This is a genomic window from Bacillus sp. AP50 (assembly GCF_040492675.1).
Taxonomy (GTDB): domain Bacteria; phylum Bacillota; class Bacilli; order Bacillales; family Bacillaceae_G; genus Bacillus_A; species Bacillus_A cereus.
In genome coordinates, this window is the sequence record NZ_JBEUTW010000782.1 from 1 (window position 1) to 1,071 (window position 1,071).

A 1,071-nucleotide genomic window follows, 5' to 3' on the forward strand; every position below is an offset into this window, starting at 1 on the left:
TCCTTATAAAGGATATTTATCTTTTTAATTAAAAAAATATTCAAAAAAGTGAACCTTTTTCTAGGTTCATACGTCTAATATATGTAAAGTTAAATTGGAAGTGATGAAGTGAGGATGAAACAGGAGGAGCGATTGTGAAAGTAATCCCTTTATATAAAATGATTATAAAAGAAGAAACGGATGTTTCTTTAGCGAAAAAAGGTGATCATGAAGCCTTTATAGCGCTTATACATACAGAAAAAGTGAAGATGTATCGAATAGCAAAGGCGATGTTACGTGATGAGACAAATATAGAGGATGCGATACAGACAACAATTTTAAAAGCCTATGAAAATATAAAAAAATTAAAAAAAGAAGAATTTTTTCAAACTTGGTTAATTCGAATACTAATAAATGAGTGTAACAATATTATTAGAGCGTATAAAAATGTAATTGTGACAGAAGAGAATGATTACAATATGAGTGCGTGTGATCAGTATGAAGATATAGATTTGTGTAATGCGATTCAATCGTTACATGAAGAATTAAGAGCTGTTACGGTGCTTTATTACTATGAAGACATGAATCAAGAGAGTATAGCAAAGCTGTTAGAAATACCGAAAGGAACAGTGAAATCAAGATTGTCACGCGCGAGGGAACAACTACAAAAACGATTAAAGATGGAATAGGGGGTGTAAAGGATGGATAATGAAAAATTATTTGATGAGAAATTAAAAAAGAGAATAAAAGATGAAAATGTTATAGTACCTCCAGAGTTAAATGAAAAAATTAATGGCACGCTACATAATCTTAAGGTAAAAAAGAAGAGTTACAAAATTCATATGATGATAATTAGTGCAGCGGTTTGTATACTTTCAGTGGTATCTATGTCTGAGTTTTCTATACAAAGTTTTGCGCAAAATGGTGGAGTATTTGAATATGTAAAGAAAAAAGCGTTTTCTGATTATGAAAATGAAGAAGAAATAAAATCGAATGTACATTATCCAGATAAAGAAAAGATTCATCAAAAAATGCTAGATTCTATTGATTATTTTAAAAATATTTCAGGACAATTTGAGGAATATTCTAGCT

The 1,071-nt window shown here is 29.5% G+C and carries 1 protein-coding gene and 1 pseudogene; both read left to right on the plus strand.

The annotated features are described in order from the left end of the window. Nucleotides 1-134: 134 nt before the first annotated feature. Nucleotides 135-668, plus strand: coding sequence for an RNA polymerase sigma factor (locus tag ABWK52_RS29445; RefSeq protein ID WP_000864723.1), 534 nt, complete (start codon nucleotides 135-137; stop codon nucleotides 666-668). A gap of 12 nt (nucleotides 669-680) precedes the next feature. Next, nucleotides 681-1,071 (plus strand): annotated as a pseudogene (locus tag ABWK52_RS29450) (anti-sigma factor); the annotation flags it as partial.